Below are 23,985 nucleotides of genomic sequence, written 5' to 3' on the forward strand. Positions count from 1 at the left end.
AAACCAACGGCAAGGTCGAACGGTTCAACCGCACCATGACCAGCGAATGGGCCTTCGCCCAGCTGTTCACCAGCGAGGCCGACCGCCGCGCGGCCTTTCCTGGTTGGCTGCACGCCTACAACCACCACCGGCCCCACACCGGCATCGGCGGCCATCCACCCATCAGCCGCCTGACCAACCTCCCCGGTCAGTACAGCTAGCCGAGCAGCAGTCGCCAGGTGGCGTAGCCGTCCTCCGCCGCGTCGCCCAGCGCTCGCCACTCGGCCGCGTCGGGATCACCGAGCACCGCGTCGAGGCGCCGGAGCCGCTTGCGGTCGCTGCCGACGAAGCGGGCGCGTTCGGCGAGCGGGTCGGACACGAGACTGGTCAGGAACGCCGCGTCGCCGCTGTGCCGTCCTCGGTCACGGTTGTCGGCCGTCCACGCGGCGGCCTTGAGCACCAGGGCGCCGAGGACGTCCGGCACCGGTACGACCGCCGACCTGGCTCCCTTGACGACGGTCAGCCGGACGGCTCGTTCCAGCGCCTGGTGGCCACCCTCGATGCGGATCGTCTCGCCACCCGCCGCCGTGCGCAGGGACCAGCGCGGTAGGGAGTGGTCGGGAGCCAGGACGTCGACGACGGCACCGTCCGTTCCCCGGCGGAAGCGGTAGACCTTGCCGGAGCTGTCCGGTTGGGGCTCCAGGTCGAGTTGGCGCACCGCCTGCACGCACCGGCTCAGGCCGGCCGGGTCGGTGAGGAGATCGGCGAGCAGGTCGACGTCCTGGCTGGCGCGTGTGGGCGTCCGGGCGGCGGCCAGGCCGTGCAGCATGACCATCTGGCCGCCCACGAGGACCCATCCCGACGGGTCCAACCGTCCGGCCAGGTCGAGGACGAGGTCCCACAACCGGTCGAGCGCCCCGGTGAGCGGCGGCAGCACGACCTCCCGCGGGGCGCTCACCCGCGGAAGGTGGCCAGGGCCGCGGTCAGCAGGTCCAGCCCCGCCCGGCGGGTGCGCACGTCGGCCGACTCGGCCAGGTCGACGGCGACGACGGCGGCCGGCATGTGGTCCCGGCCGCCCAGCGGCAGGTCGCCGAACCGGGGGACGCGGACGAGGAGGTTCGGCTCCCCGCGGTCGGACAGACCCAGGTCGCGGCGGAGGTCGCCGAGCGTCCGCGCCGTGCAGTACAGCTCCGCACGGGCGCCGGCGGCGACGACGTCCGCCCCGACGGCGTCGGCCGCGGTGATCCCGGAGGCGAGGACTCCCTCAGCGGCCAGCACCCGGTCCCGGTAGGCCGGCAGGACCCGCAGGTCGTACCGGTCGGCGCGGTCGCGGACGGCCGCGACCACCTGCTCGGCGTCGGAGGCCTGGAGCCGCCCTCGCAGCCGCGAACTCGCCGCCCTGTCCACCCAGGGAGCACCCTCACCGGACAGCTCCCAGAGCGTCGCCCACGCGACCGGGGCGGACAGGACACGGCCAGGGGTCACGGTGAGCCGGGCGCGCTCGTCGACCGCGTCCTCCGTGAGGACGAGGGTGCGGCCCACCCGCTCCGCCGGCAGTGTCCCGGTCCGGACGAGCCGGCGTACTTCCTGCGGGCTCACGCCGAGACGGGTTGCCGCCTGGTCGACCGTCAGCACGGCTGCCTCCGCTGCAGAAATGACGCGCTAGCGCATCAATTCTGCAACGCCGACCCCGTGCGGCCGACCGACACGCCGCTCGACCTCAGCCGACGCGGCTCCAGGTCCCGCAGTCGTCGGTGGAGAAGGCGACGTCGGTCGGGAGGATCTCGACGTAGGTCTGCCCGGACGGGTTGTCGTTGGCGAGGATCGCCTCGAACTCGCCGGTGAGGTCGCTCAGCCGCTCCCAGTAGCAGCCCGAGCTCCCGGTGGAGACGTACGTGCCGGGCTGGATGTCCGCGTTGACCAGATACACGCCGTCGCCGAAGCCGCCGCTGACGTCGGGCCCGTCGAAGGCCGCCGGTTCCCACCGGCCGCAGTCGTCGGTGGAGAACGCCACATCCGTCGGCAGGATCTCGACGTAGGTCTGCCCGGACACGTTGTCGTTGGCGAGGATCGCCTCGAACTCGCCGGTCAGGTCGCTCAGCCGCTCCCAGTAGCAAGTACTCGTGCCGTCGGTCCGGTACCGCCCCGGCTGGACGTCGGTGCCGACCAGGTAGGTGCCGTCCCCGAACCCGGGAGGCTCCTCCGTCGGCGCCGGCGCCTCCGTGTCCGTCGGGGGAACGGCGGGCACGGACGTCGCGGGAGCCTCGGCGACCGTCGCCGTGGGCTCGGTCGACCCCTCCGAGGAGGCCGTGATGCTGCGGACGACGGCCGTCACGACCAGCAGCAGCACCCCGGCAGCGATGACGATCCCGAGGGCCGAGTAGCGCGGCCCGGAAGGCGGCGGACCCCAGCCCGGCGGCGGTCCGGGTGGGCCCACCGGTGGGCCGGGCGGCGGACCCCACGCGGGCGGACCGGCCGCACTCCACGGTGCCGCCTGCGACGGTGTCGCCCACGGCGCGGGACCGTCGGGTGCGGGCCGGTGTGCCCCGTACCGGCCGTCGTCTGCCGGCTGGGACATCCGTGCGGTCCTCTCGTCTAACGGTTCGAGCCGACGGAGTATCGCTATCCGACCGGTCGTCGCGGGAGCGGGTCGCCCGATGGGGCGACAGCGACCGGATCAGTCCCGGCGGGCGGCCAGTCGCTCCAGCGCGGCGGTGAAGCTGTCGTTCCACAGTCCGAGGTAGGGCCACCGCTCGGCGACGTGCGCCGTCGCCTCCTCCACCGACATCCCCTGTTCGCGCACCAGCCAGCCGCGCAGCACCAGCCCGGTGCGCGAGGCGCCGCCGTGGCAGTGCACGAGCACGCGGTGGCCCTCGGCGTGCAGCGCGGCGAGGTCGTCGAGGACGTCGGCCAGCACCACGTCGACGTCGACGTTGTGGTCGTTGTCGGCGATGTAGGCGCTCCGGTGCAGCGTGTGCGGGAACGGCTCGGCGAGCCGGCACAGGCTGATGACGGCGAAGTCCTCGTCGCTGTAGCGGGCGCCGTCGAGGTTCCCCGCCCAGATGCCCGGCAGCACCTCCGCCGGGCCTATCCGCGGGATCACCCCCGTCTCGGCCTGGAAGAACTCCTTGCCGTCGAGCGCGGCGGCCAGCGCCAGCAGCTCAGGCAGCCGCCACACCCGGTCGCCGTGGCCGGGCACCCGGCCGTGCACGACCGAGGCCCACCGCATCGGGATGCCGCCCATCCCGTACACCGCACCGGCCAGCCCGCCGGCCACGCACGCCACGGTGTCGGTGTCCCCGCCGAGGTCGACCACCAGCCGCAGCACCTCGGCGAAGTCCTTGCCGTGCCGCAGCGCCCACAGCGCCTGCCCGAGCGTCGGCCACACCGCACCGTTGGACTCCGTCGCCATCGACGGCTCCCAGTCGGGTGCCAGCACGGTCGCCCACCGGTCCCGGTGCTCGGGTGCCACGAGCCCGAGGGCGGTGGGGACGGCGGCCAGCGGGTCGCCGCCGTCGAGTGCCACCCGCAGCAGCTCGTGGAGGACGGCGCAGCCCTCGCCGGCCGCCGGGTCGCCGTGGGTGAGCGCCGAGATCCGCCGGGCCGCGTCCACGGTCGCCGCGGTGCCGAACCGGCTGGACCAGATCGCCGCCGGCGTCGTGCGCATCAGCGAGCCGTTGCCCGCCGCCCGTCCGGTGCGGGCGAAGTGGTCGGCCGCCGCGCGGTCCCAGGGCAGGCCCGAGTCGAACACCGCCCGGGTCTGCACCCCGATGTCCGGCGGGCCGGCGGCCGCCCAGGCCGCGAACCGGTCGAAGAGATCGGCCTCGTCCAGCCCGTCCCGCTCGACGAGGGAGGCGGCCACCAGCAGCGCCATCTGGGTGTCGTCGGTGAACTCGCCCGGCTCCCACCCCAGTGACCCGCCACCGCACATCTCGGTCAGCGACCCGCGCGCAGGACCGGGGAAGCGGGCGGAGAACGCGCCGGGCGGGCCGAACTCGAACGGCGCCCCGAGCGCGTCGCCCACCGCCGCCCCGACGAGCGCGCCGGCCACCCGGTGCGAGCGGTGCAGTCCCCGTGTCACATGCGCCAGTCTGCGCGACGACGAGAGCGATGCCCGTGGGGCTGCCCCCCTGACCTCCGGCAGACTCGGCAATGTGGTGACCATCCCGCTGGACGAGGCTCAGGAACAGCTGTGTGCGCTGGTCGAGGCTGTCGAGTCGAGGCACGAGACGGTGATGATCACCCGGGACGGTCGCGAGATCGCCGTCCTGATGGCCACGGCGGATCTGGACTCGCTGCACGAGACGATCCTCTGGCTGTCGCAGCCCGACGTCCGCGCCGACGTCGAGGTCGCCCGTGCCGACCAGCGCGAGGGGCGCGTCGCAGCGGCAGGCGAGCTGAGGGCCGAGCTCGGTCTCCCCGAGTGACGCGCCCGCCCGCTGCGTGTGGGCTCGGCCGGGTGTTGCGACCCCCGCCGTCCCCCGGGTACCAACAGCGCGACAAAGGCGCGCGGGACCGGCGCGGAGCGACCCGATCCCGGCGTACACGTGAGACCGTCCCGTCCCGATGTACCGCTCCGACGGCTCCCTGGTCCTGAGCCCCTCCGACCTGACCCGCCACCAGGCCTGCCCGCACGTGACGACGCTCGAGCTCGCCGTCGCCGACGGCCGGCTCCGCCCGCTCGCCGAGGGTCCTGACGACCACGCCGCACTCATCGCCGACCTCGGCACCGCGCACGAGCTCGCCTACCTCGACGTGCTCGAGGCGGAGGGCCGCAGCGTCGTCCGCATCCCGCCGCGGCTCGACGTCGCCGGCCGCCGCGAGGCCGAGGCGATGACCCTGCAGGCGATGCGCGCCGGCGTCGACGTCATCTCGCAGGCGTCGTTCTTCGACGGCGTCTGGGGCGGCGCGGCCGACTTCCTGCTCAAGGTGGCCACGCCGTCGGACCTGGGCGAGTGGTCCTACGAGGTCGCCGACGCCAAGCTCGCCCGCCGCGTCAAGGTGCCCGCCCTGCTGCAGATGGCCACCTATGCCGAGCGGCTCGCCGTCCTCCAGGGCCGGCAGCCCGACCGCGTCTGCGTGATCACCGGCGACGGCGTCAGCAATCCGTGGCGGCTGGTCGACGTCGCCGCCTACGCCCGCCGCGCCCGCGCGACCCTCACCGCCTTCCTCGCCGACCCGCCGGCCACCGGGCCCGTGCCGGTCAGCTACTGCAGCCAGTGCGCCTGGAAGCCGCGGTGCGACGCCGAGCTGCTGGCCGCCGACGACCTCTCCCTCGTCGCCGGCATGCGCAAGGACACGCGCGAGGCGCTGCGCGCCGCCGGCATCACCACCCTCGAGCAGCTCGCCGGCGCCGACCCGGAGACGCTGCAGGCCGCCCGCATCGGCGCGGCCACCCGCACCCGGCTGCAGGAGCAGGCGCGCCAGCAGCTCGACGAGCGGCGCACCGGCGTCCCGAGCCGCACCCTGCTGCCGCCGTCGGGCCCGACCGGCCTGCTCCGGCTGCCGCAGCCCAGCCCGGGCGACCTCTACCTCGACTTCGAGGGCGATCCGCACTCCGCCGACGGCGCGGGCCTGGAGTACCTCGCCGGGATCGGGGACCGCGACGGCGGCTTCACCGCGCTGTGGGCGCACGACCCCGCCGCCGAGAAGCAGATGGTGTGCGACCTGGTCGACCTCGTCCTCGACGCCTGGCGCGCCGACCCCGGCATGCACGTCTACCACTACGCCGCCTACGAGGTCAGCGCGCTCAAGCGGCTCACCGGCCGATACGGCGTCCGCGAGGCCGAGCTCGACCAGCTGCTGCGCGCCGAGCGGTTCGTCGACCTCTATCCGGTGGTCAAGCAGTCGATGCGGATCAGCAAGGGCTCGTACTCGATCAAGAAGGTCGAGGCGTTCTACGGCCGCGAGCACACCGGCGACGTCGCCGACGCCATGGGCAGCGTCATCGCCTACGAGCAGTGGCTGGCCGACCGGGACCCGAAGCGGCTGCAGGCGATCGAGGACTACAACAAGGACGACGTCGACTCGACCCGCGAGCTGCACGACTGGCTCGAGGAGCAGCGCGCGGAGCTCGAGCGGCTCTACGGCGGACAGCCGCGGCCGATGCTGCCCGAGGCCACCGGCCCCGCGCCGCGGTCGGAGGCCGAGGCCGAGGAGCTCGCGCTGGTCGAGCGGCTGCAGGCGGCCGGCTCCGACCTGCTCGCCGACCTCGTGCAGTGGCACCGCCGCGAGGCGCGCCCGGGATGGTGGGAGTTCTTCGCCCGCGCCGACCTCGACGACACCGCCCTGGTCGAGGACGGCACCGCGCTCGGCCGGCTGACCGCGCCGGTGGAGGTCGGGCAGGAGAAGCGGTCGAAGCTGTACGAGTACCGGTTCCCGCCGCAGGACACGAAGCTCTCGGTCGGGTCCAGTGCGGTGGACGTCGACCAGCGGGTCAGCGTGGGCACCGTCGTCGCGCTCGACGCCGTCGCGGGGCGGGTCGTGGTCAAGACGGCGAAGCCGCCGGTGGCCGCCCGCGGGCTCGGGCCGAGCGGGCCGATCGACGACAAGGGCATGCGGGCGGCGATCGCCGAGACGGCCGAGGACGTGCTGGCCGGTCGCGACTGCCTCGGCCAGGCGCTGCTCGAGCGGCGGGTGCCGGCCGACTGCCGGCGGCTGCCGGGGGAGGAGGCCGGTGACGCCGTCGTCCGGCTCGGGCTGCGGCTCGACGGCGAGGTGCTCGCCGTGCAGGGTCCGCCCGGCAGCGGCAAGACGCGGGCGGCGTCGCGGCTGATCCGGGAGCTGCTCGACGCGGGCAAGAAGGTCGGCGTCACGGCCACCTCGCACGCCGTCATCGGCAACGTGCTGTCCGCCGTCGGCCGGCCGGCGCTGCAGAAGTGCGAGGAGAAGCAGGCCTGCGGCGCGCCGGGCGTGGAGTGGTCGAAGGACGGCAAGGAGGTCGCCTCGCGGCTGGTCGACGGTGACGTGTCGCTGGTCGGCGGGACGGCGTGGTTCTGGACGCAGCCCGACCTCGCCGAGGCCGTGGACGTGCTCGTCGTCGACGAGGCGGGGCAGTTCTCGCTGGCCAACGCCGTGGCGGTGGCGCGGGCGGCCCGTTCCCTCGTGCTCCTGGGTGACCCGCAGCAGCTGGCCCAGCCGACCCAGGGCGTGCACCCCGGCGACTCCGGACTCTCGGCGCTGGAGCACCTGCTCGAGGGCCACCCGACCGTGCCGGTCGGTCGCGGCGTCTTCCTCGACCGGACCTACCGGATGCACCCGGCGCTGACCGCGTTCGTGTCCGACCTCGCCTACGAGGGCCGGCTGAAGTCGGCGCCGCTGCGCGAGCGGATCACGGTGCGCCCGGGCGGGCTGGTGTCCGGCTCGGGGCTGGCGGTGCGGTTCGTGCAGCACCCGGTCGCGTGCGCGGCATCGTCGGCGGAGGAGGCGGCCGAGGTGGCCGCCGTCTGGCGGTCGCTGCAGGGCGTCGGCTGGGTGGATCACGAGGGCGCGGAGCGGCCGATCGGCCCGGACGACGTGCTCGTCGTCGCGCCGTACAACAACCAGGTCGCGCAGATCCGCGCGCAGCTGCCCGACGGCGCGCGGGTGGGCACGGTCGACCGGTTCCAGGGGCAGGAGGCGCCGGTGGTCGTCTACTCGACGACGTCGACGTCGGCCGAGGAGGCGCCGCGCGGGGTGTCGTTCCTCTACGACCTCAACCGGCTCAACGTGGCGGTGTCGCGGGCGAAGGCGCTGGCGGTGGTGGTGATGAGCCCGCTGCTGCTCGACGCCGCGGTGCGGACGCCGGAGCAGCTGCGGCAGGTCAACGCGATGTGCCGGCTGGCCGAGATGGCGCAGGTCTGACCGGGTCCGCGAGGGGTCCGGAGCGGGCTCCCGGCGCGTAGGCTCCGCCGCCTCGCACGGGTGCCCCCCGGGCCGACGGAGGCACCCGCGACGTCGTCGAGTTCCGGGGGTCCGCTTCCATGACCGACCACCCCGTCCCTCCTGACCGGCACCGGCACGCCCACCGCCCGGCGCGAGCGGACCGCCGTAGGCCCGCGCTCCTGGCCGCCGTCAGCGCTCTGGTGGTCGTCGCGGTCGCCACGGCGCTGCTCCTCGCGTCGTGGGACGGCGCCGAGGACGCGGCCACCGCGGAGCAGGCGGTGGCGACCCCCGTGGCGAGCACGCCGCCGAGCAGCCTGCCGGTGACGGCACCCGCCCCGACGACGACCGCCGAGGCGCCCGCGCCCGCGCCGGACGTCCCCCAGGAGTTCGTCGACGCGGTGCAGCGCATCGGCATCCCGCTGGACCCGCACACCGGCTGGGTCCTCGCCGAGGGGATCTGCGTCCGCCTCGGGCAGCCGGAGTACGACCAGTTCCGGATGTCCGAGGGCGTGGAGCGGCTCTTCCCGTCCGTGTCCGACGACCAGGCGCACGAGTTCGTGGCGATGGTGGCCGAGTCGGTCTGCGGGATGTGAGCCCCGCGGTCCCGCGATCGACGTGCGGGGACATCAGGCCGCGGGTGCCAGTGGGGTGGGAACGGTGATCTCGCTGCCATCGGGTCGGTAGGTGTGCCATCGGCCGTCGGGTTGTCGCTCGACGCGGAAGCCGTGGTGGACCTTGGTGTGGTGCCGCTCGCACAGCAACGCGGAGTTGTCGAGTGAGGTCTCGCCACCGTCGATCCAGTGCACCAGGTGGTGCACGTCGGCCCAGTGGGTCGGCGCGTCACAGCCGGCGAAGACGCAGCCGCCGTCGCGGAGTTCGACGGCCTTGCGGATGGCCGGGGTGACCACCCGCTTGGTGCGGCCGACGTCGAGCGGCTGGCCTTCCGGGCCGATGACGATGCGGGTGACCTGGCCGTCGCAGGCCAGCCAGCGGGCCCGAGCGGCGGAGATGACCGCGCCGAACCCCATGGGGGCACTGCCTGCGCCGGCCGCCGGGTCGGCCAGGTCGTCGAGGTCGACCCGCACGGCCACGTGTGGCTTGACCGTCCGCAGCACCGGCAATGCACCGGAGGCCAGGGCGTTGTCGCACAGCTGCACCAGCGCGTCACCTTGCCGCTGTGCGCGGGTGCGCTGGTCGCCGGCGGGCCGGTCGGCTTGCACGTGCGCCTCCAGCGCCGCCTGCAGCTTCTCCCCACCGACCGCGTCGAGGTGGAAGCGGCCGCTCAGGGATCCGTCGGCGTGCTTGGCCACCGTCAGCGACCGGTCCTCGGTCGGATCCGGCTCGGGACCGTCGGGATCCAGCGCGTCGAGATACCGCTGCACCACGCCGGCCAGGTCGCGGTGGTCGCAGTCGAGGGCCACCTGCGTCAGTGCCGCGTCGATCGCACCCAGGTCGACGCCCCGCGCGGTCGCAGCGGCCAGCCGCTCGGGAGTGACGACCCGAGCTGCCTCGGTGACCTGCTCGGCGGTCACCCAGCCTGCTTCGTGCGCCTCGGCCAGGGCGGGCAGGTGCTCCAGCGCCCGCCCGTTGCCCACCAACCGGGTAGCGGCCGCCGGCGAGAGCCGGCAGTGCCCACACAGCCATGACGTCATCGACTTCAGCCCGTCGCGTTCGGGCGCCTGGGACAGCTCCGCCGCCCGCACCCGGCGGGCCAGTGCGGCGTCGATCCGGTTCCGCTCAGCAACCAGCGCGGCGACGTCGTCGAGCGAGTCACCGTCGGCGGCATCGCTCGAACACATGATCGAAGTCTACCGTCAACCGAAGCACTGCGCAAGACGAAACCGCAGGTCAGAGCCAGGTTCACGACGGACGTGGCGGTGGCTGGCCGCCGAGCACGCCGGCGACCACCGCGGCCGCCGCGTGCCCGGTCCGGACCGCGTCGAGCACCGGCGCCCCGCCTCGCCACCCGGCCAGCACCCCGGCGGCGAGGGCGTCCCCGCAGCCGGTCGTGTCGCGCAGCCGCCCCGCGGGCAGCGGCGCCACCGGCACCTGCCACGTACCCGCCCGTGTGAGCACCCGGGTGGGGTGTGCGCCGGCGTGCACCACGGCCAGCGGCGGCGCCTCCGCGGGCAGGTCGCCGAGCAGCCCCAGCACCGCGGCCTCGGCGGCGTTGCAGAACAGCAGGTCCGCCCGCAGCCCGGCGAGCAGCCCGCGGTAGGCCGCGACCCCGTGCCGTTCGATCCGCGCCGCGGCCGCGACGTCGACGCTGACCGGTACCCCGGCGTCGCGCGCGAGGGAGGCAACGGCCACCAGCGCGTCCGGGAAGCGCAGCAGGTCGTAGCCGTCCAGGTGGACGACGGCGGCGTCGGCGAGCCACCCGGCGCGGACGTCGTCCGGTGTCAGGCCGCCCTCACCCCGGTCGGTGAGCGGCGTCCGCTCGCCGTCGGGGTGGACGAGGACCGTCGACAGCGGCGCCCGGCCGCGGCGGACCACCGCCGTCTGCACGCCCCGCGCGGCCAGGCCGGCGAGCAGCGTGTCGGCGAGCGGGTCCGCCCCAGCCCACCCGGTCAGCCGCGCCGGGGTGCCGAGCCGGGTCAGGGTCGCCGTGACGTTGGCCGGCGCCCCGCCCGCCGTCGTCGTCCGCACCACCCGCTGCTGGCTCCCCGCCCGCAGCGGCTCACTGAGCTCGAGCATCTGGTCGGCAACCAGCTTGCCCACCGCCACGACCGGGCCGGAGCCGGCGCGGCGGGGCCATCGCGGGCCGTCCTCGTCGTCCACGGCGACCAGGGTGCCCCGGCCGGGGAGGCCGGCCGGGGCACCCTGCCTGAGGTGCGTCAGGCGACGCGGCGGGCGCCCGCGTAGCTCGGCATCGAGTCGAGGTCGACGACGGCGACCGGCTTGCCAGCGGTCGAGGCGTGGACCATCTGGCCGTTGCCGATGTACATGCCCACGTGCGACACCGGGCTGTAGAAGAAGACCAGGTCACCCGGCTGCAGGTCGGACTTGGCCACCGCGGTGCCGAAGGTCGACTGGAGCTTCGAGGTGCGCGGGATCGAGATCCCGGCCGCCGCGTAGGAGTAGCTGGTCAGGCCCGAGCAGTCGAAGGCGTTCGGGCCGGTGGCGCCGTAGACGTAGGGGTCACCGACCTGGGCGAGCGCGGTGTCCACGGCGACCTGGGCCGCGGCGTTGGGGGCGACCGCCGGCGCGGCGGCCACGGTCGCGGTCGCCGTCCCACCACCACCCGAGTTCGCCGAGGCCGGGAGAGGTGAGAGGACGATGCCGGCTCCGGCGATGGCGGCGACGGCGATGCCGCGGAACGAGCGGCGGGTGGTGGACGTGCGTGCAGTCGTCATCGACGACGGTTCTCCTGTTCTCCACGGCCGCCTACCGGGTTAGCTGACGGGTTCGGACGGGGGAGTCGCCCGGCGCGACGGATCGCGCTCCACCCCAGGACTGCGGTGGGTCCCCGGCCCGGGTACCGGCTCTCGTGCCGGTGCCCGGTTCGGCGTGTCCGGCGGGTGTCACACAGGGCGTGACGGAGGACCCTGGCCGGACCGCGACGACGGTAGGGAGGGGTCCCGGGCCCCTCAACCGGACCGGGGGCCCGCCACGCCCGGACCGGCTCCCGGGACTTGACACCGGCCGCACGGCGGGACACCGGCTCCGACCTGCACGGACGCACGTGCCGCCGCCGTCCTCCCGGCGACGCGCCGTCGCCGACACGCCGGGCGGGACGAGAAAGGACGTGGCGGTGCGTCCGCACACGCCGTCAACGGCCCGCCACGCGCGGGGAGCGCAGCCGCCGGGATCCCCAGGGTTGCACCGCACGTTGACGGGGCACCCGACAGGCAACCGACATGAGGAGGACCCCGTGGGGATGTTGAGGAAGCTCGTGGCTTCGGGTGTCGCCGCCAAGGTGGTGCAGGAGCTCCAGAAGCCGCAGAACCAGGCCAAGATCAAGCAGTTCATCCGCGACTACCAGAGCAAGAACAAGAAGGGCGGGACGAGCGGCCGCGCCTACTGACCCACTCCGCTCCTCACGCCCCCCGTCCTGCGTCCGGGCCGGGGGGCGTGGTGCGTCCGGGGTCCATGGGATCGGTTGTCGCCGTTCCGAGACGACTCGGTCCTCGCGAATCCCGGTGTCGGGCCGAGGACGTGTGACGTTGGCCGGCGTCCCATCGGGGCACCGCTGCTCTGCCTTCGGGAGGGCCGTCGGTGCCCGTCCGCAACGAACACACGGGGTGTCCCATGAACCGGTCCGTCCCCTCCTACCGCCGGTCCGCCGGGCTCGTGGTCCTGCTCTCCGTCGGGCTCCTGACCGCCGCCTGCGGGAGTGAGGACGAGGCCGCGCCCACTGCCGCGACGCCGTCGTCCTCGTCCTCGGTGCCGTCCGCCCCGGAGACGCCCACCTCGACCGTGCCCGCTGCGCCCCCGACCTCCGATGCCGCCGTGGCACCGACCCCCGCACCGGAGTCCACGACCCAGGCCGCGCCGGTCGTCGACTTCTCCATGCCCGCGGTCGTCGGCCTGACCCTGCAGGACGCCCAGGACCTGATCCAGACCAACGGCGTCTTCCTGAGCCTGTCCCACGACCTGCTGGGCAGCCGCAGTCAGGTCCTCGACGCCAACTGGAAGGTCTGCACCCAGAACATCCCGGCCGGCCAGCAGGTCACCGGGAACGTCGAGGGGGCCATCGACCTCGGTGTCGTCAAGCTCGAGGAGTCCTGCCCCTGAGCCCTCCTCCCGGTCCTCCCGCCCTGGCTCCCGGAGTCCGCGTCATGCCCGCCGTGGCACGGCGTCGTCACGGGTGCGGGACCACCGAGGGGGCGAGGAGCGCATGTCCGAGACCACGACGACCACCATGAGGACCGGCGGGGGTGCGGCGGACCGTCGACCGCACGAGCGGATCGAGCACGTGGAGGCACTGCGGCGGGCGGCGACCCACCTCGCGACGGCGGAGTTCCTCGAGCGCCGCGCGGACCGGTCGGTCAACGCCGCGCTCGGCGCCCTGCTGCGCGAGCGCGCCCGCGAGCGCCGGCGCCGGGCCGGGCGGATCCTCACCGACCTGGGCATGCGCCCCCCGCGCGCGGTCCACCGCAGCCGGACCTCCCGCGCCGTCACCGGCGGCTGAGCGTCAGGGGCGGCCGGCGTGGGGGACGTCGACCTCCGTGGCCAGCAGCACCGCCTCGCGCACCGGCGCGCGGTTGTGCTCGTAGAAGTCCGGCGCCGCGCACATCAGCAGCGTCCGGCCGTCGTCGCCGCCGAGCATGCAGGCGAACACGCCCAGCCCCTCGGGTGCGGCGACGGCGTCGACGATCTCGCCGCCCTCGGCCACCCGCACGACGCGACCGCCCACGCCGTCGGCCGCCCAGATGCGGCCCTCGGCGTCGAGGGCGCAGCCGTCGGGTGCGACGGCGAGCTGTCCGAGCACCTCTTCGGTGCTCCGCCCGGTGACCTCGGGGCCGAGGGAGGCCCACACCCGGCGGTTGGTCAGCGAGCCGTCGGGCGCCAGGTCGAACGCGGTGTAGCGGTTGCCGAGGGTCTCCCCGACGACGAGCGTGCCGCCGTCCGGGGTGATGACCGTGCCGTTGGGGAACTGCAGCCCCTCGGCGGCCACGGACACCGTCCCGTCGGGGTCCACCCGCTTGATCGACGCGGTGGTCGGCGCGCCGCCGCCCATGAGGTCGAAGCCGAAGTCCCCGACGAACACGTGCCCGGCGTCGTCGACCACGAGGTCGTTGAGGTGCCCGCCGCAGTGCTCCGAGAGGTCGGCGTGGGGCGTCAGCGACGAGCCGTCCCACCGGAGCAGCTCGCGGGTCTTCATGGAGACGACGACCAGGGACCCGTCGGGCAGCCAACCCAGGCCCGACGGCTGCCCGGGGACCTCGAACTGCACGGTCTCCTGACCGTCGGCGGTCACCCGGCTCACCGTCTGCCGGTAGAAGTCCGACACCCACCACGTGCCGTCGTGCCAGCGCGGGCCCTCGAAGAACCCGCCTCCGGTCAGCACCGTCCTGATCTCGCGCTCGGCCATGAGCGGACCCTAGGGCCCGAGGACGGGCGCCACAGCCGTCCGGCGCGCTCGTGCTCTGCCCCCGCACGGGGGGCAGAGCACGAGCGTCCGGGGAGGACTCAGTCGCCCTTGACGTTGACCACCTGGCGCAGCGTGTGCCGGATCTCCACCAGGTCGGCGGCGTCGGCCATGACGACGTCGATGCTCTTGTAGGCATCGGGGTGCTCGTCGAGGAACGCGTCCGAGCGGCCCCAGGCGATGCCCGCCATCCGCCGGTCGAGGTCGGCCCGGCTGAACTGCTTGCGCGCGGCGGTCCGCGAGAACGCCCGGCCGGCCCCGTGCGGCGCCGATGTCAGCGACTCGAGGTTCCCCCGGCCGACGACGACGTAGGACGCCGCACCCATCGACCCCGGGATCAGCCCCCACTGGCCGGCCCGTGCGGAGATCGCGCCCTTGCGCGACAGCCACACCTCGCGGCCGGCGTGGGTCTCCCGCTCGGTGGAGTTGTGGTGGCACTGCACCACCTGCTCGCGCCGGACCTCCTCGGTGAGGAACCGCGACAGCTGCTCGGCGACGCGGTCCATCATCTCCTCGCGGTTGAGCGCGGCGAACCGCTGCGCCCAGTGCAGCGCCTCGATGTAGGCGTCGAACGCCGGCTCGCCCTCCTCGAGGTAGGCCAGGTCCCGGTCGGGCAGGTCCATCCCGGCGCAGCGGTCCCGCGCCACCCGGATGTGCCGCTGGGCGAGCCGGTTGCCCACCCCGCGCGAGCCGGAGTGCAGGAACAGCCACACCCGGTCGGCCTCGTCGAGGGAGACCTCGATGAAGTGGTTGCCCGACCCCAGCGACCCCAGCTGCAGCGGCCAGTTCGGCGCGGCGCCGTCGGCCTGGTCGGCCCCGGGCATCGCCCGCAGCTCCTCCGCGCGCGCCGCCGCGGTGTCGCGGAGCTTCCGGTTGTAGCGGCCGGCCGACAGCGGGACCGCCCGCGCGATCTGCTCGTGCAGCACCGCCAGGTTCCGGCCGCGGACGTCGTCGCCGGTGAACTGGGTGCGGACGGCCATCATCCCGCAGCCGATGTCGACCCCGACCGCGGCGGGGATGATCGCGCCGTCGGTGGGGATCACCGAGCCGACCGTGGCCCCCAGCCCCAGGTGGGCGTCGGGCATGAGCGCCAGGTGCGGGTGGACGAACGGCATCGAGGCGGTGCGCTGCGCCTGCTCCCGGGTGGCCGGTTCGAGGATCGACGCCCAGTTGAGCAGGCGTTCGCTGATCTGCTCCATGGTCCTTTCTCTCCTCCTGCGCGGGGCCCGGTCCCCGCGGTGCGTCGGTGGGCCGGTGCAGTGAACGCGCTGGGCTCGCGCGCCGCGAGCGGGTTACCCGGCCGGCGCCCGGCGGACCCCGGCGCCCCGGCGGGGAAACGGCTTGGGAGGCGCGGTCACCGCCGGTAGCGTCGTCCTCCCCAGCCGTGACCGGGACGAGCGAGGCGACGGGCGCATGGACGGGTCCCCCGACCGCTCACGGGGCACCACGCTCGGCGAGCGCCTGCGCCGGGAGCGCGAGCGGCTGTTCACCGGGCGGGCGCGGGAGCTCGCGGTCTTCCGCGCCGCCCTGTCCGACGACGGGGCCGCCGTCGCGCTGCTGTACCTGTGGGGTCCCGGCGGCATCGGGAAGTCCGCGCTGCTGGACCGGTACGCCGACACCGCGCGCCGTGACGGCTGCCGGGTACTGCGCCTCGACGGCCGCGACGTGCCGGTCTCGTCGGAGGGTGTCGAGGCCGCCCTGCGGCAGGCGCTGCACCTGCCCGACGACGCCGACCCGGTCACCGCGCTCGCCGAGGGGCCGCGACCGGTCCTGCTCGTCGACACCTACGAGCGGCTGGCCCCGCTCGACCCCTGGATCCGGGAGTCGCTGCTGCCGCGGCTGCCGGGGGACGCGCTGGTCGTCGTCGCCAGCCGGGACCGCCCGGCGGCCGGGTGGACCGCCGACCCCGGCTGGCACGGCCTCGCCCGCGTGCTGCCCCTCGATCCGCTGTCTGCCGACGAGGCGCGGGCGTTCCTCACCGCCCGCGGCCTCCCGCCGGAGCGGCACGACCGGGTCCTGGCCTTCGGTCGCGGTCACCCGCTGGCGCTGGCCCTGGCCGCCGAGCTCGACGCCGTCGGGGACGGCTGGGAGGCGGGCGCGGCCGACGTCGTCGCGCGGCTGGTGGAGCGGTTCGTCAGCACCGTCCCGAGCCCGGACCACCGCCGTGCCCTGCAGGTGTGCGCGCACGCCGAGTCGACCACCGAGGAGCTGCTGCGCGTCGCCCTCGACGTGGACGACGCCGGCGCGCTGTTCACCTGGCTGCGCGGTCTGTCCTTCGTCACCCAGGGGCGCTCGGGACTGCACCCGCACGAGCTGGTGCGCGAGGTCGTCGACGCCGACCTCCGCTGGCGCGACCCGCGGGCGCACGTCGAGCTCAACTGGCGGGTGCGCCGGCACGTGGTGGGGCGGATCCTGCGCAGCCGCGGCACCGAGCTGCTCCGAGCCGTGCACGAGCTGTACTACCTGCAGCGCAGCGAGCCGTCCTTCGCCGCCTACCTGCCGTGCGAGGACACCGACTCCGTGTGGGAGGACCGGCCGCGTCCGGGCGAGACGGACGGGCTGGTCGCGCTCGTCGAGCGCGCCGAGGGACCCGCGAGCGCGGCCGTGGCGCGCTTCTGGCTCGCCCGCCGGCCCGACGCCTTCCGGGTGTACCGCCCGGCCGGCCGCACCGAGCCGGTCGCCGTGGGCGCCTGGCTGCTCCTCGACACCCGCGACGAGGAGGAGGTCCGTGCCGACCCCGTGGTGGCCGCCGCGTGGGCGCACACCGACCGCGCCGGACCGGTCGGCCCGGGAGAGCGGATCGGCATCACGCGGTTCCTCGAGGACCCCGACCGACACGAACGCCCCTCGCCGGTCACCACGCTCATGTCGGTGCGCACCTCGGCGGGCTGGGTCGCCGACGGCGCGGCGTGGACCTTCTGCACGTTCCGCGACGCCGACCTGTGGGCCCCCCACTTCGCGCACGTCGACCACCCCCGGGCCGTGGACGCCGAGGTCGGCGGGCGCCGCGAGACCCTGTTCGCCCACGACTGGCGGGCACGGTCGGTGCGGGCGTGGTTCAACGTGATGGCCCAGCGCCTCGTCGGCGGCTCCTTCGACCCGGCGGCGGCCGCACCCCTGCCCGCGCCGCTCCTGGACGAGGCCGCCTTCACCGCGGCGGTGCGGGCGGCCCTGCGCTGCCTGCCGCGGCCGGAGGCCCTCGCCGGCAACCCGCTGCTCGGCTCCCGGCTGGTCCGGGGCCACGAGCCGGCGGTGGACCGGCTCGTCGACGTCGTCGGAGATGCGGTCGACGCCCTGCGCCGGGAACCGGACGGCGACAAGCTGTACCGCGCCGTCGACCGGACGTACGTGCGGCCGGCACCCACCCAGGAGCGTGCCGCGGAGCTGCTCGGCGTCCCCTTCAGCACCTATCGGCGCCACCTCGCCCGGGGCGTGCAGCGGGTCGCCGCGCGGCTGTGGCAGCAGGAGCTCGACGCCCGGTCCGCGGCGTGCCGCGGCCGGGCGGGCACCGGTGGGCAGGGGTGAGCAGTCGGCGGGCTGGTGGGTGGGCACCGCCCGGCGGCACCGTTCCCGGCGTCGGACTCGAGGGGAGAGACACATGGTCCCGACGTCGCTGCTGGCCGCCGAGACGGCGGAGCGCTACACCCGTGCCTGGAACGCCCACGACGGTGAGGAGGTCGCCGCCTGCTTCGCCGAGGACGGCACCTACCTCGACCCCACACTGCCGGCGCCGCTGCCCCGGACGGCGGTCCCCGGGCTGGTGGCCGGCCTCGTCGCCGCCTTCCCCGACCTCGTCTTCGCCGGCGAGGACCTCGCCGTCGACGGGAACCGGGTGTTCGCCCGGTGGCGCCTGCAGGGCACCAACACCGGCCCGATGCCGGGCCTGCCGCAGCCGACCGGAGCCCGGTGCGACCTGCCCGGGGTCGACGTCATCACCGTCGACGACGCCGGCATCACCAGCGTCGTCGGGTACTTCGACCAGAAGACCCTCGTCGAGCAGCTCGGGCTGCGCGCGCTGGTCGTCCCCGGAGACGCGCCCCCGCTGCGGTTCGGGTTCTCCGCCCGGACCGAGCTCGGCCGCACGCAGGTCCCCGGCGCCCTCGCGATGACCACCATCGCGGTGCGCGACGGGGAGGAGGACGAGCTCAACGCCCGCACCGGTGCGATCATCGAGGCCCTCGCCGCCGACCCGGACTTCCTGGGGATCGTGGCCACCAACAGCTCCGGCCGCGGGCACACCTTCACCGCCTGGACGAGCCCCGAGGCGGCGGAGCGCGCGGTCGCCGCGGCCCGGCCGCACCGGGACGCCGTGGCACGGGTCGACGACGGGTTCGGCACCGGCGGCTTCACCGGCATCTGGGTGCCGCACCGGCTCAACGCGCAGTGGGCCCGGTGTCCCGGCTGCGGCGGCCGGGTCCGCTTCCCCGCCGGCGCCGCGACCGCCGCCTGCCGCTGCGGCGGCGAGGTCCGCGTGTCCTCCTACCTGTGAGGGCCACCAGAGGGCGTCGCTCCCGTGGCGGACCCCGGCGTGCCGTTTCCGTTCCGCCGCCGTCGGGCAGCCCGGTGGGGGAGCGGCCCCACAGGGAGGACGAGGACATGCAGGTCGGACTGAAGCTCGCCACCGAGGCCTTCGGGCCGCAGGAGGTCATCCGCCAGACCGTGCGGGCCGAGGAGGCCGGCTTCGACTTCGTCGAGATGAGCGACCACTTCCACCCGTGGCTCGACGCCCAGGGGCACAGCGCGTTCACCTGGTCGCTGCTGGGCGCGATGGCGGCGCGGACCGAGCGGATCGGCCTGGTCACCGGCGTGACCTGCCCGATCATCCGTTACCACCCGGCGGTCATCGCGCAGGCCGCGGCGACGGTGCAGATCCTCTCGGACAACCGCTTCACCCTCGGCGTCGGCGCCGGTGAGCGGCTCAACGAGCACGTCGTCGGCCAGGGGTGGCCGGCCGTGCACGTGCGCCACCAGATGCTCACCGAGGCGTTGGAGATCATCAAGCTGCTGTGGCAGGGCGGCTACCAGACCTACGAGGGCAGGCACCTGCAGTTGGAGGACGCCCGGGTCTTCGACCTGCCCGACCGGCTGCCGGTGATCGCCGTGGCCAGCGGCGGGCGCAACGCCAGCCGGCTGGCCGCCGAGCACGGCGACGGGCTGTTCGCCACCGAGCCGCGCGAGGACCTCGTCGGCGCCTACCGCGACGCCGGCGGCGACGGCCCGCGCTACGCCGAGGTGCCGATGTCGTGGGCGCAGGACGAGGAGTCCGCCGTGCAGGAGGCCCTGGAGAAGAGCCGCTGGGCGCTCACCGGCTGGAAGGTCATGAGCGAGCTGCCCAACCCGGTGAACTTCGACGCCGCCAGCGCCACGGTGAAGCCCGACGACATCCGGCAGCAGTTCTCCTGCGGCCCGGACCCGGAGAAGCACCTGCAGCAGGTGCAGCCCTACGTCGACGCCGGCTTCGACCACGTCGTGCTGCAGAACGCCGGCCCGGACCCCGACGGTTTCATCGACGCCTGCGCCGGTGGGCTCCTCGACCAGGTCAGGAACCTCGAGGCGTCCTGACGACGGCGGCCGGCGCGGGCGTCAGTCGCCGTCGAGCAGCCGCAGCGACGGGCGCGAGGACAGCCGCTTCTCCAGGCTGACCCGGTGCCGGCCCTCGGCGTCGCGGCGGAAGTCGAGCGAGTCGACCAGCGCCTGCATGAGCCGCACGCCCGCGCCGCCGTCGCCGTCGAGCCCGGCCCGGCTCTCGGCCTCGGCCCGGTCGAAGCCGGACCCGTCGTCGACCACCGTGATCCGGCACAGGCTGGTGTCGATCGCGACCGACACCTCGTACTCGGCGTGTGCCCCGGCGTGCTGGACGACGTTGGCGCAGGCCTCGGTGAGCGCCAGCGTCGTCTCCTCCACCACCGGCCGGTCGACGTGCAGGTGGTCGAGCGCCTGGCGGCACAGACCCCGCACGAACGGCACGCTGTCGACGTCGACGGGCAGCCGGACGGTGAACGAGATGTCCACGCCGAGGGCCTCCTCTCCGACGCCGCGTTACGCTCCCTGGGTCCGTTTCCGCGGCAGAGGGAGCCCGATCGTGCAGTTCGCCGTCCACCGCGCTGCGGGACACGGGCGACCCGCGCTGAGGGTACGCGGTGAGCTCGACATCGCGACGGTGCCCCAACTGGCCGAGTGCGTCGACGCCGAGCTCGCCGCCGGGACGCGTTCCCTGGTCATCGACCTCACCGACACCGTGTTCATGGACTCCTCCGGCGCCCGCCAGCTCGTCCGCGCCGCCCGCCAGGCGGCCGAGGCCGGCACGGCCCTGCAAGTGGTGTGCCCGCGGGAGAACCACGCCGTCCGCCTGGTCATCGACCTGCTGGAGCTGCAGCGCCTGGTGCCGGTGGTCGAGTCGGCGAGCCTGACCGACGGGGAGGTCGGGTCGTAGGGTCGGCGGGGTGACCCGGCCGCCCGCGACAGCACCCGACCCGCTCGGCCGGCTGGTCGACGGCGACGCCCTCGCCCGCTGCGCGGAGGAGCCGATCTCCGTCCCGGGCGCGATCCAGCCGCACGGCGCGCTGCTCGCGGTCACCGAGCCCGACCTCGCCGTCGTCGTCGCCTCGGCCAACGCCGCCGACGTCCTGGGCACCGACCCCGCCGGGGCGACGCTGGCCGACCTGCTGACCCCCACCGAGCTCGACCGGCTGCGCACCGCGCTGGCCGGCGACCTCGCCGAGGCCGACCCGCTGCGGGTCGCCCCCGGCGGCCGGGAGGCCGACCTGGTGCTCTCCCGCAGCGGCGGCCTGCTGGTCACCGAGTGGGAACCGGTCGCCGGTGCCGGGCAGGCCGGCGCCGCCTGGCACCGCCGGCTGCCGCGGGTGCTGCAGCGGCTGTCCGCCCCGACCACGCTCGAGGGGCTGACCGGCGTGCTCGCCCGCGAGGTGCGCGCGCTGACCGGCTTCGACCGCGTGATGGTCTACCGCTTCGACGCCGACTGGAACGGCGAGGTGGTCGCCGAGGACCGGCGGGCCGACCTGGAGCCCTTCCTCGGCCTGCACTACCCGGCCGGGGACATCCCCGCGCAGGCCCGGGCGCTGTACGCGACGAACTGGCTGCGGCTGATCCCCGACGCCGGCTACACGCCGGTGCCGCTCGTGCCGCCGGTCGTGCCCGGCACCGGGGCGCCGCTGGACCTGTCGGGCGCGGTGCTGCGCAGCGTCTCGCCGGTGCACCTGGAGTACCTGGCCAACATGGGCGTCACCGCGTCGATGTCGGTCTCGCTCGTCGACCGCGGGACGCTGTGGGGCCTGGTGGCGTGCCACTCCTACAGCGGCCCGCACCGGCCCTCCCAGGCCGACCGCACCGCCGCGGAGTTCCTCGGCCGCACCGCCTCCCTGCTGCTGCACACCACCGTCGAGGCCGCCGACCGCGACGCCGCCGTCGCCGTGGCCCGCCGCGGGGCCGACCTCGCCGGCGCGATCGGCCGCAGCCCGCGCGCGCCCGCCGCCGCCCTGGTCGACGGCGAGGTGACCGCGCTGGACCTGCTGCCGGCCTCGGGTGCCGCGGTGCGGCTCGACGGCCGGCTGCACCTGCTCGGGACGACGCCCCCGGCCGACCGGGTCGCCGCGTTCGTGCCGGCGGTGCTGCGCGCCGGCGGGGTCACCGACCGGCTGACCCTCGACCTGCCCGACCTCGGTGACCTCGCCGCCGACGCGAGCGGCGTGCTCGCCGTCGAGGTCGGTGGTGCGCGCGGGGACTTCCTCGCCTGGTTCCGTCCGGAGACGCCGCGCGAGGTGAGCTGGGGCGGGGACCCGCGCACGTCGAAGGTCACCGACGGCCGGCTGTCCCCGCGGCGCTCGTTCGACCGCTGGACCGAGACCGTCCGCGGCACCGCCCGGCCGTGGCGCGGGCACGAGGTCGCCGCCGCCCGCGCGCTGGCCCGCCACCTCGGCGAGGCGGTGCTGGCCCGCGCCGGCGAGGACGACCGGCTGGCGGCCGCGCTGCAGCGCACGCTGCTGCTCGAGGAGCTGCCGAAGGTGCCCGGCGTCGCGCTCGGCGCGCGGTACCGGCCCAGTCAGGCCGACGTCGTCGGCGGGGACTGGTACGACCTGGTGCCGCTGCCCAGCGGGCGGCTGGCCGTGGTGCTCGGTGACGTCGCCGGGCACGGGTTGCCCGCCGCGTCGGTGACCGCGCAGCTGCGGCACGCGCTGCGGGCCGCGCTGCTGCGCGACGAGGGCCCGGCCGCCGCACTGGCCGAGCTCAACCGGCTGGTCACCGCGCTGCTGCCCGGGGAGATGGCCACCGCCGTGGTGGTCCGGGTGGAGCCGGCCAGCGGCGAGCTGGCGCTGGCCAGCGCCGGGCACCTGCCGGCCGTGCACGCCGCGGGCGGCTCGGCCGAGCTGGTCACCGACGGCCGCGGCCCGGCGCTGGGACTGCTCGACGACGCCGAGTACCCGCAGGCGCGGCTGTGGCTGGGCGCCGGCGAGCGGCTGCTGCTCTACAGCGACGGCCTGGTCGAGCGCCGCGACCGCCCGCTCCCCGACGGGCTCGAGGCGCTGCGGCACGCGGCCCTCGCCGCCGAGGGCGACCCGCAGGAGGTCGTCGATGCGGTGGTCGCCGCGCTCGACCCGGCCGGCACCGACGACGTCACCGTGGTCGGGCTCGCCCGCGTCTGAGCCGGGTCAGCCGGGGATCCCGCCGCGGACGAGGTAGCGGTAGGCGGGGGAGTCCGGGTCGAGGTGCTGGATCCGCAGCGGGCTGGCCGCGGTCCGCTGCAGCAGCGCGGGGAGGGTGTCGGCGCTGCCGAGCTCGATGCCGGTCAGCGCGGCGCCGGTCTCCCGGTCGTCCCGCTTGACGTACTCGAACAGCACGATGTCGTCGTCGGGGCCCAGGACGTCGTCGAGGAAGCGCCGCAGCGCGCCGGGCTCCTGTGGGAACTCCACCAGGAAGTAGTGCTTGAGGCCCTGGTGCACCAGCGACCGCTCGATGACCTCGGCGTAGCGGCTGACGTCGTTGTTGCCGCCGGAGAGCAGGCACACGACGGTCTGCCCGGGCTCGACCCGCACCGTGCCGCCGGTCAGCGCGGCGGTGGCCAGGGCGCCGGCGGGCTCGGCGATGACGCCGTCGACCTGGTAGAGGTCGAGCATCTCGGTGCAGATCTGCCCCTCGGGCACCGCGACGAGCTCGGCGCCGCAGTCGCGCACGAGCGGGAAGGTCACGTCGCCGGCCCGGCGCACCGCCGCGCCGTCGACGAAGGTGTCGATCGCCGGCAGTTCCACCGGTGCCCCGGCGGCGAGCGCGGCGGCCATGCCGGCCGCCCCGGCGGGCTCCACGCCGACCAGCCGGGTGTCCGGGCTCGCCTGCGCGAGCCAGGTGCCGCAGCCGGCGAGCAGCCCGCCGCCGCCGACCGGCAGGACGACGACGTCGGGGGCACGCCCGAGCTGCTCGAGCACCTCGACGGCGACCGTCGCCTGCCCGACGACGACCGGCCACGCGTCGAACGCGGGCACCAGCGTCGCGCCGGTGCCGGCGGCGTGCGCGGCGGCGGCCGCGGCGGCGTCGTCGTAGGTGTCGCCGGTGACGACGAGGTCGACGACGTCCCCGCCGAGCGCGCGGATGCGGGCGCGCTTCTGCCGCGGGGTGGTCCCGGGCACGAACACCGCGCCGCGGACGCCGAGCACCCGGCAGGCGTGCGCGACGCCCTGGCCGTGGTTGCCGGCGCTGGCGCAGACCACCCCGGCGGCGCGGGCAGCGGAGTCCAGACCGCTGATGGTGTTGTAGGCACCGCGGACCTTGTAGGAGCGGCCGACCTGCAGGTCCTCGCGCTTGAGCCACACGTCGGCGCCGGTGAGGGCGGAGAGACGGTCGTTGCGCTGCAGCGGCGTGCGCTCGGCGACCCCGGCCAGCCGGCCGACGGCGTCGCGGACCTCGGCGGGGAAGCGGGCCAGCTCCGGTGCCACGGTGGTGCTCACGGCGGTCCATCCTCCCTGCCGGGCCAGGTGCTCCCGCGCGCAGTCGTGGGCGGGCCCCCCCCCCGGGGGCGAGCACCCCCGGCCGCCGCGGCGCCC

Annotated in this window: 23 protein-coding genes and 1 riboswitch; of the genes, 12 read left to right on the plus strand and 11 right to left on the minus strand. The window is 75.4% G+C overall.

Annotated elements, in window-relative coordinates:
* A partial coding sequence (locus ACI780_RS22700) for an integrase core domain-containing protein (RefSeq protein WP_457005870.1) occupies nucleotides 1–200 on the plus strand: 200 nt, incomplete at its 5' end.
* On the opposite strand, the gene ACI780_RS22705 is transcribed toward ACI780_RS22700, so the two are convergent.
* From ACI780_RS22705 to ACI780_RS22720, 4 genes are all read right to left on the minus strand, one after another.
* Nucleotides 197–937 carry a hypothetical protein gene (locus tag ACI780_RS22705; protein WP_457005871.1) on the minus strand — a complete coding sequence of 247 codons (741 nt, stop codon included), beginning with the start codon at nucleotides 935–937 and terminating at the stop codon, nucleotides 197–199. The two genes, ACI780_RS22700 and ACI780_RS22705, sit on opposite strands and share 4 nt — an antisense overlap.
* Entirely contained in the window at nucleotides 934–1,614 is a 681-nt protein-coding gene (locus ACI780_RS22710) for a helix-turn-helix domain-containing protein (protein WP_456872927.1), read from the minus strand. Before ACI780_RS22710 ends, ACI780_RS22705 begins: the two co-directional genes overlap by 4 nt.
* An 85-nt stretch (nucleotides 1,615–1,699) precedes the next feature.
* Nucleotides 1,700–2,329 carry a hypothetical protein gene (locus ACI780_RS22715; RefSeq protein WP_457005872.1) on the minus strand — a complete coding sequence of 210 codons (630 nt, stop codon included), beginning with the start codon at nucleotides 2,327–2,329 and terminating at the stop codon, nucleotides 1,700–1,702.
* A gap of 327 nt (nucleotides 2,330–2,656) precedes the next feature.
* Nucleotides 2,657–4,060, minus strand: coding sequence for an ADP-ribosylglycohydrolase family protein (locus tag ACI780_RS22720; RefSeq protein WP_457005873.1), 1,404 nt, complete (start codon nucleotides 4,058–4,060; stop codon nucleotides 2,657–2,659).
* 76 nt (nucleotides 4,061–4,136) lie between these two features.
* Between ACI780_RS22720 and ACI780_RS22725 the strand changes: the two genes are divergently transcribed.
* The 3 genes from ACI780_RS22725 to ACI780_RS22735 all read left to right on the plus strand — a co-directional run bounded on the left by ACI780_RS22725 (nucleotide 4,137) and on the right by ACI780_RS22735 (nucleotide 8,435).
* The gene (locus ACI780_RS22725; protein WP_457005874.1) at nucleotides 4,137–4,406 is read left to right on the plus strand and encodes a type II toxin-antitoxin system Phd/YefM family antitoxin; all 270 of its coding nucleotides are present in this window, start codon (nucleotides 4,137–4,139) and stop codon (nucleotides 4,404–4,406) included.
* 139 nt (nucleotides 4,407–4,545) lie between these two features.
* Nucleotides 4,546–7,821, plus strand: coding sequence for a TM0106 family RecB-like putative nuclease (locus ACI780_RS22730; protein ID WP_457005875.1), 3,276 nt, complete (start codon nucleotides 4,546–4,548; stop codon nucleotides 7,819–7,821).
* Between the two features lie 221 nt (nucleotides 7,822–8,042).
* Nucleotides 8,043–8,435 carry a hypothetical protein gene (locus ACI780_RS22735; protein WP_457005876.1) on the plus strand — a complete coding sequence of 131 codons (393 nt, stop codon included), beginning with the start codon at nucleotides 8,043–8,045 and terminating at the stop codon, nucleotides 8,433–8,435.
* Nucleotides 8,436–8,468: 33 nt separating this feature from the next.
* Here ACI780_RS22735 and ACI780_RS22740 read toward each other — a convergent pair whose 3' ends face one another.
* The 3 genes from ACI780_RS22740 to ACI780_RS22750 form a co-directional block, all read right to left on the minus strand.
* The gene (locus ACI780_RS22740; RefSeq protein WP_457005877.1) at nucleotides 8,469–9,641 is read right to left on the minus strand and encodes a DUF222 domain-containing protein; all 1,173 of its coding nucleotides are present in this window, start codon (nucleotides 9,639–9,641) and stop codon (nucleotides 8,469–8,471) included.
* 61 nt (nucleotides 9,642–9,702) lie between these two features.
* A complete protein-coding gene (locus ACI780_RS22745) occupies nucleotides 9,703–10,620 on the minus strand; it encodes a carbohydrate kinase family protein (RefSeq protein ID WP_457005878.1) in 918 nt (305 codons plus the stop codon).
* 56 nt (nucleotides 10,621–10,676) lie between these two features.
* Entirely contained in the window at nucleotides 10,677–11,195 is a 519-nt protein-coding gene (locus ACI780_RS22750) for a C40 family peptidase (RefSeq protein WP_456872935.1), read from the minus strand.
* Between the two features lie 12 nt (nucleotides 11,196–11,207).
* Nucleotides 11,208–11,360: riboswitch (cyclic di-AMP (ydaO/yuaA leader) on the minus strand.
* A gap of 374 nt (nucleotides 11,361–11,734) precedes the next feature.
* Here ACI780_RS22750 and ACI780_RS22755 point away from each other — a divergent pair.
* The 3 genes from ACI780_RS22755 to ACI780_RS22765 all read left to right on the plus strand — a co-directional run bounded on the left by ACI780_RS22755 (nucleotide 11,735) and on the right by ACI780_RS22765 (nucleotide 12,973).
* Complete coding sequence (locus ACI780_RS22755; RefSeq protein WP_457005879.1) at nucleotides 11,735–11,866, plus strand: hypothetical protein; 132 nt, start codon at nucleotides 11,735–11,737, stop codon at nucleotides 11,864–11,866.
* 425 nt (nucleotides 11,867–12,291) lie between these two features.
* Nucleotides 12,292–12,576, plus strand: coding sequence for a hypothetical protein (locus ACI780_RS22760; protein ID WP_457005880.1), 285 nt, complete (start codon nucleotides 12,292–12,294; stop codon nucleotides 12,574–12,576).
* Between the two features lie 103 nt (nucleotides 12,577–12,679).
* Nucleotides 12,680–12,973: a hypothetical protein gene (locus ACI780_RS22765; protein WP_457005881.1), complete on the plus strand. Its 294-nt coding sequence runs from the start codon at nucleotides 12,680–12,682 to the stop codon at nucleotides 12,971–12,973.
* Between the two features lie 3 nt (nucleotides 12,974–12,976).
* On the opposite strand, the gene ACI780_RS22770 is transcribed toward ACI780_RS22765, so the two are convergent.
* A complete protein-coding gene (locus tag ACI780_RS22770; protein WP_457005882.1) occupies nucleotides 12,977–13,876 on the minus strand; it encodes an SMP-30/gluconolactonase/LRE family protein in 900 nt (299 codons plus the stop codon).
* Nucleotides 13,877–13,974: 98 nt separating this feature from the next.
* On the minus strand, nucleotides 13,975–15,132 hold the full coding sequence (locus ACI780_RS22775; protein ID WP_457005883.1) for an RtcB family protein: 1,158 nt from the start codon (nucleotides 15,130–15,132) through the stop codon (nucleotides 13,975–13,977).
* 214 nt (nucleotides 15,133–15,346) lie between these two features.
* Here ACI780_RS22775 and ACI780_RS22780 point away from each other — a divergent pair, with 214 nt between their 5' ends.
* From ACI780_RS22780 to ACI780_RS22790, 3 genes are all read left to right on the plus strand, one after another.
* Nucleotides 15,347–17,458 (plus strand): hypothetical protein, encoded by a 2,112-nt coding sequence (locus ACI780_RS22780; RefSeq protein WP_457005884.1) that lies wholly within the window; start codon nucleotides 15,347–15,349, stop codon nucleotides 17,456–17,458.
* Between the two features lie 73 nt (nucleotides 17,459–17,531).
* The gene (locus tag ACI780_RS22785) at nucleotides 17,532–18,422 is read left to right on the plus strand and encodes an ester cyclase (RefSeq protein WP_457005885.1); all 891 of its coding nucleotides are present in this window, start codon (nucleotides 17,532–17,534) and stop codon (nucleotides 18,420–18,422) included.
* Between the two features lie 107 nt (nucleotides 18,423–18,529).
* Nucleotides 18,530–19,495 (plus strand): TIGR03557 family F420-dependent LLM class oxidoreductase, encoded by a 966-nt coding sequence (locus ACI780_RS22790; RefSeq protein ID WP_456873137.1) that lies wholly within the window; start codon nucleotides 18,530–18,532, stop codon nucleotides 19,493–19,495.
* A gap of 21 nt (nucleotides 19,496–19,516) precedes the next feature.
* On the opposite strand, the gene ACI780_RS22795 is transcribed toward ACI780_RS22790, so the two are convergent.
* Nucleotides 19,517–19,945 carry an ATP-binding protein gene (locus ACI780_RS22795; protein ID WP_456873138.1) on the minus strand — a complete coding sequence of 143 codons (429 nt, stop codon included), beginning with the start codon at nucleotides 19,943–19,945 and terminating at the stop codon, nucleotides 19,517–19,519.
* Between the two features lie 70 nt (nucleotides 19,946–20,015).
* Here ACI780_RS22795 and ACI780_RS22800 point away from each other — a divergent pair, with 70 nt between their 5' ends.
* Together ACI780_RS22800 and ACI780_RS22805 are read left to right on the plus strand one after the other, a co-directional pair.
* A complete protein-coding gene (locus ACI780_RS22800) occupies nucleotides 20,016–20,366 on the plus strand; it encodes an STAS domain-containing protein (RefSeq protein ID WP_456873139.1) in 351 nt (116 codons plus the stop codon).
* A 10-nt stretch (nucleotides 20,367–20,376) separates the two neighbouring features.
* Nucleotides 20,377–22,593 (plus strand): SpoIIE family protein phosphatase, encoded by a 2,217-nt coding sequence (locus ACI780_RS22805; protein WP_457005886.1) that lies wholly within the window; start codon nucleotides 20,377–20,379, stop codon nucleotides 22,591–22,593.
* Between the two features lie 6 nt (nucleotides 22,594–22,599).
* On the opposite strand, the gene ilvA is transcribed toward ACI780_RS22805, so the two are convergent.
* On the minus strand, nucleotides 22,600–23,889 hold the full coding sequence (gene ilvA, locus ACI780_RS22810) for a threonine ammonia-lyase IlvA (RefSeq protein ID WP_457005887.1): 1,290 nt from the start codon (nucleotides 23,887–23,889) through the stop codon (nucleotides 22,600–22,602).
* Between the last annotated feature and the right edge of the window lie 96 nt (nucleotides 23,890–23,985).

It is taken from the genome of Geodermatophilus sp. SYSU D00814, assembly GCF_054050055.1.